This is a genomic window from Stenotrophomonas sp. PS02298 (assembly GCF_029959445.1).
Classification (GTDB): Bacteria; Pseudomonadota; Gammaproteobacteria; order Xanthomonadales; family Xanthomonadaceae; genus Stenotrophomonas.
The window spans coordinates 1-6,148 of sequence record NZ_JASCOR010000210.1; the positions used below are offsets into that span (position 1 = coordinate 1).

Here is a 6,148-nt window from a genome sequence, read left to right on the forward strand (position 1 = left end):
CGCCACACTCTTGCCAATCCCCAATCCCCAATCCCCAATCCCCAATCCCCAATCCCCAATCCCCAATCCCCAATCCCCAATCCCAGCCCTTGGGTTGTAAAGCCCGATGGGCGAGAATCACCGCCTCACTCAAGTTCCGGCCATGTACATGCCCAAGAAGATCCAGGCACGCAAATCCTCCATCCACGGCAATGGCGTGTTCGCCGTGGCCGACCTCAAGAAGGGCGAGCGCGTCATCGAGTACAAGGGCAAGCACCGTACCCATGCTGAAGTGGATGCGGATGATGCCGGCGATGTGGAATCCGGCCACACGTTCCTGTTCACCCTGAACGACGATTACGTCATCGATGCCAACTACAAGGGCAACGACGCACGCTGGATCAACCACAGCTGCGATCCCAACTGCGAGGCGATGATCGAAGAGGCAGAAGGTGATGACCGCACCGCCGACAAGGTGTTCATCGAAGCCATCCGCGATATCAAGCCGGGCGAAGAGCTGACCTACAACTACGGCATCACCCTGGCCGAGCGCCACACCCCGCGCCTGAAGAAGATCTGGGAATGCCGTTGCGGCTCGCCCAAGTGCACCGGCACGATGCTGCAGCCGAAGCGCTGAGTCTCTGGGGCGCTGCATGGATCGGCATGGTTTTGTAGGAGCGGCGTAAGCCGCGAAGCCACTGCCAGCTCAGGTGCTGCTAATGGATCGTGGCGCAGCTCCGCAGGGAAGATTCTGCTCGGTGGCTGACACCTCGCTAGCTTCGCGGCTTACGCCGCTCCTACAAACAAAGCAAAGAGGCCGCAATCGCGGCCTCTTTCGTTTCTACAGCTGTCCGGCTCAGTTGCCCAGCAAGCCCTGCGGCACGAAGCTGCCCAGGTTCTGGTTGAAGTCCACGGCGATGCGGCCGTTCTGGATGCCCACCGACTTCACCTGCAGCACGCCCATCACCTTGGCGATGGCCGGGTCGATCTTGTAGATCGGCTCGCGGCGGGCGTAGTCGGCCAGCCAGCTGTTGAGCAGGCTGCGGGTGCTTGAATCCAACTCGCCGCCACCGGCACTGGGGCGGAAGCCATCAACGGTGGGCTGGTCCAGATGGAAGCCCTGGGTCTGTGCGTCGTAGCGCAGGCCGCTGCTGATCTGTACATCGCCCACCGGCATCGACGAACCACCGGCGGCCATGGCCAGGTTGAAGCCCAGGTCCAGGCGGCTGCCCTGCGGCAAGGTCAGCCGCGGCTGGCTGACGGTCAGTGCCAGCAGGCCGCCAAGCGCCTTCTGGGTGCGCGGGAAGCTGCCGTCCAGGTACTGCTGCACGTCGGCGGCACCCACAGTCAATTGCTTGCCGTTGACCTGCGGTGCGGCATGGGCGCTGCCGGCGATGGCGATCAAGGCGATGCAGGGGAGGAGCAGGGAACGCAGGTTCATCGGGCGCACTCGGTGATGGCGGCTGGTTGGAATAGCACGATAACCGGATCGGGTGAACGGTCAATTAGCAGGCCGGATTCAATCTGGCGGACATACTGCCGGTTGATCTCCCTGTCACTGAGACCGATGGGCGGGCTGCTGCGATGTCAGCGCGCGGAGCGCTGCTTTGCGGTCCCGATGACCGGCCGGACAGCGCTCGGGCAACGATGCCGGGAACTGCCGGGTGCAAGCTTTACGGCCAGCGACTTATTCCAGCGGCTTCTGCAGCTGCTTGAGCTTGTGCAGCAACTGGCCGAGCTCCGGCTGCAGGGCACTCAACAGGCTGTCGGGCTTGCCAGCCGATTCGGCCAGTGTCTCCAGCAGGCCGGTGACAACCACGATGCCGGCGTCCTCATTGCAGGACAGTCGACGTTGGCCTTGCGCGGATTCCAGCTGGCGCATCCAGTTGTATTGGCTGCGCTGTTCGAACTCGATCGAGCAGCGGCCGCTGCACTGCTGGCCGTCAGTCTCGATCGGAGTGACGGAGATTCGGTAGCGATGCTTGCTGATGGACATGGTGGACTGCGTGGGGAAGCGGTGGGAGTGGCCACCATAGGCCGGTGCTGGCGCAGGTACGAGGCGTTGGACCATGACGCTGTGTTCCAGCGTTTTCCCGATGCCACCGGCAGAACGCTGCGGGCCATGGGAACGTTTTCCACCACACCAAAGCCCCAAAAAAAACGGGACGGCAGGGCCGTCCCGTTTCTTCGCCAAGGGGCGCGCTGATTACAGCGCAGCGTCCTTGAGCTTCTTGAGCGGACGCACCTTGAGCTTGGTGGTGGCCGGCTTGGCGGCAAACCACTGCTCTTCCTTGGTGAACGGGTTGATGCCCTTGCGCTTCGGCTTGGCAGCAACGCTCACGGTGGAGATCTTCAGCAGGCCCGGCAGGGTGAAGGAGCCAGCGCCCTTCTTGTTGACCGAGGCGGCGACGGCGCCTTCCAGGGCGGCGAACACAGCGCGCACGTCCTTGGCAGCAACCGAGGTGGCTTCAGCGATGTGGGCGACCAGACCGGACTTGGTCAGTGCTTCCTTGATCGGCTTCGGTGCGGCCGGCTTGGCGGCAGCCTTGGTTGCAGCCTTCGTGGCTACTTTCTTCACTGCCTTCTTCGGGGCAGCCTTTTTAGCGGTCTTTGCCATGATTTCCTGTTCCGTGAACGGTTGGTTGTTGGTCGTGCCGACCCCGTCGGCAAGCGAAATGTAGGGCATGAATTGCGTGACGCCAATAGGTAATCGAAGAAAAAGCCCATAAAAATTGCTTCCGGGCGTATTTGGACAACAAATCAGTGCCACAAGGCACGCAAAAACAGGGCATGGCTGCGATCAACCACGGTGTTGCCCCTGGTCTTCGGGCACGCCGTTGCGCCTGCAGCTGCACCGCACAAACTGCTAACGCGACGTGGGCTAGGCTGGTTGCGTCATCCACCACGAGGAGTTCGACCATGGGTATTTCGCGTCACGCCACCGCACGCTGGGAAGGTGATCTGAAGACTGGGCAGGGCCGCTTGAGCACGCCGCAGAGCGGCTTGATGGAGAACACGCGCTACGCCTTCAACAGCCGCTTCGGCGATGAGAAGGGCACCAACCCCGAGGAGTTGATCGCCGCCGCGCATGCCGGCTGCTTCACCATGGCGCTGTCGGCCAAGCTCAGTGAGGCTGGCTTCCCGCCGACCTCGTTGGACACCCGTGCCGATGTCGACCTGTCGATGGAGGGCGGCCCGCAGCTGTCGCAGATCCGGCTGAAGGTGAAAGCGGTGGTGCCGGGCCTGGACGAGACCCGGTTCCGCGCAATTGCCGATGACGCCAAGCAGAACTGTCCGGTATCCAAGGCACTGAGTGCGGTCCCGATCAGCCTGGATACCGAGTTTTCGGCCTGACCTGGCGCTGGCCCGGCGAGCGTTCAGCGCTGGCCGGGCCGGTTCAGGGTCGTTTCACCCGTCGCGCCTGAGCATCGCTCATCCCTTGTTCCTCATTCCTGCCGGAGTGGTTGCTGCCATGAGTCGCTCGCTTGCTGTTGCCGCTGTCCTTGTTGCCGGTGGTCTGGTCGCCTTCAATGCGTCCGCACAGCGCTACGACGACGGTCAATACCGCCCCAACGGTTCTTACGATGATGGCCAGTACCGGCCGGATCCGCGCCATGACGATGGCCGGTATCGCAGCGGGAGCAGCGACACCAATGGCCCGGTGTACGACTACGCGCGGGTGGTGCGGGTGGATCCAGTCATCGTCAACGGCGATCAGGGACGCACTGAGCGCTGCTATCAGCGCAACGATGGCGGTTATGTGGATAACAACAATGGTTATCAGGCCGGCGGTTATGGCAACAACAGCTACGGCAACAACGGCTATCGGAATGATGGCTACGACCAGCGTGGCTACGACAACGGCCAGTACCGGCAGGGCAACGAAAGCGGTCGCCAGTGGGCGACGGTGATCGGCGGCCTGGCCGGTGCGGTGCTGGGCAGCCGCATCGGTGGTGGCGATGGCCGTTACCTCGGTACTGCGGTCGGCACCATTGCCGGTGGCGCTGCCGGTCGCGCGATCTACGAAGCCAGCAACCGGCCGACCTACCAGCGCGGTGACGTGCGGGTCTGTGAGCCCAGCGGCTATGGCAGCGAGAGCGAGCGGGTGGACGGCTACGACGTCACCTACGAATACGCTGGCCGCCAATACCGCACCCATCGCGACTACCACCCGGGCGAGCAGATCCGCGTGCGCGTCGATGTAAGCGCCGACTGAGCGCAGCGGGCGTTTCTGCCCGGCTGAGGTGCAGGGCACGGTTTGTCAGGCTGGGCCGATGACGGCATAGTCCACGCATTCCGTTGCGGAGCGTGCCTGATGCGTCGTCTTGCCTGTGTTGCCCTGTTGCTTCCCTGCCTGCATGCGCTCCCGGCCGAGGCCGAGGTCAAGCTGCTGGTCGCCGATACCATCCGCACCGGTGACCCGGCGCAGCCGGTGGTCGGTGCCATCGCCTGGGAAAGTGACAGCGGCAAGGTACTGGACGTGGGCAGTGCCGATGCACTGCTGCAGTTGTATCCGCAGGCCCCGCGCATCGACGTGGGCGATGCGACCGTGGTGCCGGGCCTGATCGATGCACATGCGCACATCATGGGCCTGGGCAATACCCTGATGCAGGCCGATCTCACCGGCGCACGCAATCGCGGCGAAGTGCTGGAGCGGCTGCAGGCCTTCGAGAAGACGCTGGCGCCCGGCGAGTGGCTGCTGGGTCGCGGCTGGGACCAGAACCGTTGGGACAACACCGATTTCCCCACTGCCGCCGATCTGGATGCGGCGTTCCCGCAGCGGCCGGTTTATCTGGAGCGCATCGACGGCCATGCCGGCTGGGTCAACAGCGCCGCCATCGGTATCGCCGAGAAGGCAGGCAAGTCGCTGACCGGCGACTGGCAGCCAGAGGGCGGGCGCATTCTCCGCGATGCCGCAGGCAGGCCCAGCGGCGTGCTGGTCGATGGTGCGGCGTCGCTGGTCTATTCGCAGATTCCGGCACTGGATGACGCTTCGCGCGAAAAGCGCCTGCAGGCCGCATTGCAGGCGGCGGTCAGCAATGGTCTGACCGGTGTGCATGACATGGGCGTGTCGCGCGAGGATCTGGCGCTGATGAAGCGTCTGGCTGACCAGGGCAAGCTGCCGTTGCGCATCGACGCCTATGCCGATGGCAACAACGAAGCGCTGGAGGACCTGTGCAAGGCCGGCCTGTACGCCCATCCCGGCGGTCGCCTGCAGATGCGCGGGGTCAAGCTGTACATGGATGGCGCGTTGGGCAGCCGCGGTGCGGCCCTGCTGACCGCTTACAGTGACGACCCGCATAACCACGGCCTGCTGATGACCTCGCCGGAGGAGTTCGAAGTCGCCGTGCGCAAAGCCGATGGCTGCAAGGTGCAGGTCGCCACCCATGCGATCGGTGATCGCGGCAACCGCATCGTGCTGGATACCTACGAGAAGGTGCTGGGCACCCACAAGGACGCCGATCATCGCTGGCGCATCGAACACTCGCAGGTGGTGTCGCTGCAGGACATCCCGCGTTTCGCCAAGCTCGGCGTGATCGCCTCGATGCAGCCGACCCACGCCACCTCGGACATGGGCTGGGCCGAGCAACGGGTCGGGCCGGAACGCATCCTCGGTGCCTATGCCTGGCAGCGCTTCCTGCACAGCGGCGCGCGTCTGGCCTTGGGCTCGGATTTCCCGGTGGAGCAGGTTGACCCGCGTCTGGGCCTGTACGCAGCGGTGACCCGTCAGGACCGCGACGGCCAGCCGCCGGGTGGTTGGCAGCCGGAGCAGCGCCTGAGTGCCGCCGAAGCGCTGCGCGGCTTCACCAGCGATGCGGCATGGGCTGGCCATGACGAAGCCCAGGTCGGCAAGCTGCAGCGCGGGCTGCGTGCCGACTTCGTGGTGCTGGATCGTGACCCGTTGGAGGTTGCCGCCGACCAGCTTGATGACCTGAAGGTGCTGTCGACCTGGGTTGATGGCGAGCCGGTCTACAAGGCGGCTACGCCGGAGGGATGAAGCCCTTGCGGCTTCGGTAGTGCTTTCCCTTGAACGTGAGTTACCCGAAAACCGATGCCAAACCCTTGGCATCGGTTTTCTTCTTTTTTGTGGGAGCGGCGTAAGCCGCGAAGCTCGCTACCCGTCCGATTGCGGGGATGTTGGTGACTTCATTGTTGCCAGCTTCGCGGC

General features: G+C 64.1%; 7 protein-coding genes. 4 read left to right on the forward strand and 3 right to left on the reverse strand.

The features are described 5' to 3' along the window. Positions 1 to 148: 148 nt before the first annotated feature. Complete coding sequence (locus QMX78_RS19520; protein WP_282272704.1) at positions 149 to 616, forward strand: SET domain-containing protein-lysine N-methyltransferase; 468 nt, start codon at positions 149 to 151, stop codon at positions 614 to 616. Positions 617 to 835: 219 nt separating this feature from the next. On the opposite strand, the gene QMX78_RS19525 is transcribed toward QMX78_RS19520, so the two are convergent. The 3 genes from QMX78_RS19525 to QMX78_RS19535 form a co-directional block, all read right to left on the reverse strand. Then, positions 836 to 1,420 carry a DUF1439 domain-containing protein gene (locus QMX78_RS19525; RefSeq protein ID WP_282272706.1) on the reverse strand — a complete coding sequence of 195 codons (585 nt, stop codon included), beginning with the start codon at positions 1,418 to 1,420 and terminating at the stop codon, positions 836 to 838. 246 nt (positions 1,421 to 1,666) lie between these two features. After that, complete coding sequence (locus QMX78_RS19530) at positions 1,667 to 2,050, reverse strand: DUF3861 family protein (RefSeq protein WP_282272708.1); 384 nt, start codon at positions 2,048 to 2,050, stop codon at positions 1,667 to 1,669. Between the two features lie 135 nt (positions 2,051 to 2,185). Next, a complete protein-coding gene (locus tag QMX78_RS19535; protein ID WP_282272710.1) occupies positions 2,186 to 2,596 on the reverse strand; it encodes an HU family DNA-binding protein in 411 nt (136 codons plus the stop codon). Positions 2,597 to 2,898: 302 nt separating this feature from the next. Between QMX78_RS19535 and QMX78_RS19540 the strand changes: the two genes are divergently transcribed. From QMX78_RS19540 to QMX78_RS19550, 3 genes are all read left to right on the forward strand, one after another. Further along, a complete protein-coding gene (locus tag QMX78_RS19540; RefSeq protein WP_282272712.1) occupies positions 2,899 to 3,333 on the forward strand; it encodes an OsmC family protein in 435 nt (144 codons plus the stop codon). A 118-nt stretch (positions 3,334 to 3,451) separates the two neighbouring features. Continuing rightward, positions 3,452 to 4,195 carry a glycine zipper 2TM domain-containing protein gene (locus tag QMX78_RS19545; protein ID WP_282272714.1) on the forward strand — a complete coding sequence of 248 codons (744 nt, stop codon included), beginning with the start codon at positions 3,452 to 3,454 and terminating at the stop codon, positions 4,193 to 4,195. 99 nt (positions 4,196 to 4,294) lie between these two features. Continuing rightward, positions 4,295 to 5,977, forward strand: a complete 1,683-nt coding sequence (locus QMX78_RS19550) for an amidohydrolase (protein ID WP_282272716.1) — start codon at positions 4,295 to 4,297, stop codon at positions 5,975 to 5,977. The last annotated feature ends 171 nt before the right edge of the window (positions 5,978 to 6,148 follow it).

Excerpts from the sequence above, each read along its gene's own strand:
- QMX78_RS19520 (WP_282272704.1), top strand. The coding sequence starts at position 149 with ATGCCCAAGAAGATCCAGGCACGCAAATCCTCCATCCACGGCAATGGC.
- QMX78_RS19525 (WP_282272706.1), bottom strand. The coding sequence starts at position 1,420 with ATGAACCTGCGTTCCCTGCTCCTCCCCTGCATCGCCTTGATCGCCATC.
- QMX78_RS19530 (WP_282272708.1), bottom strand. The coding sequence starts at position 2,050 with ATGGTCCAACGCCTCGTACCTGCGCCAGCACCGGCCTATGGTGGCCAC.
- QMX78_RS19535 (WP_282272710.1), bottom strand. The coding sequence starts at position 2,596 with ATGGCAAAGACCGCTAAAAAGGCTGCCCCGAAGAAGGCAGTGAAGAAA.
- QMX78_RS19540 (WP_282272712.1), top strand. The coding sequence starts at position 2,899 with ATGGGTATTTCGCGTCACGCCACCGCACGCTGGGAAGGTGATCTGAAG.
- QMX78_RS19545 (WP_282272714.1), top strand. The coding sequence starts at position 3,452 with ATGAGTCGCTCGCTTGCTGTTGCCGCTGTCCTTGTTGCCGGTGGTCTG.
- QMX78_RS19550 (WP_282272716.1), top strand. The coding sequence starts at position 4,295 with ATGCGTCGTCTTGCCTGTGTTGCCCTGTTGCTTCCCTGCCTGCATGCG.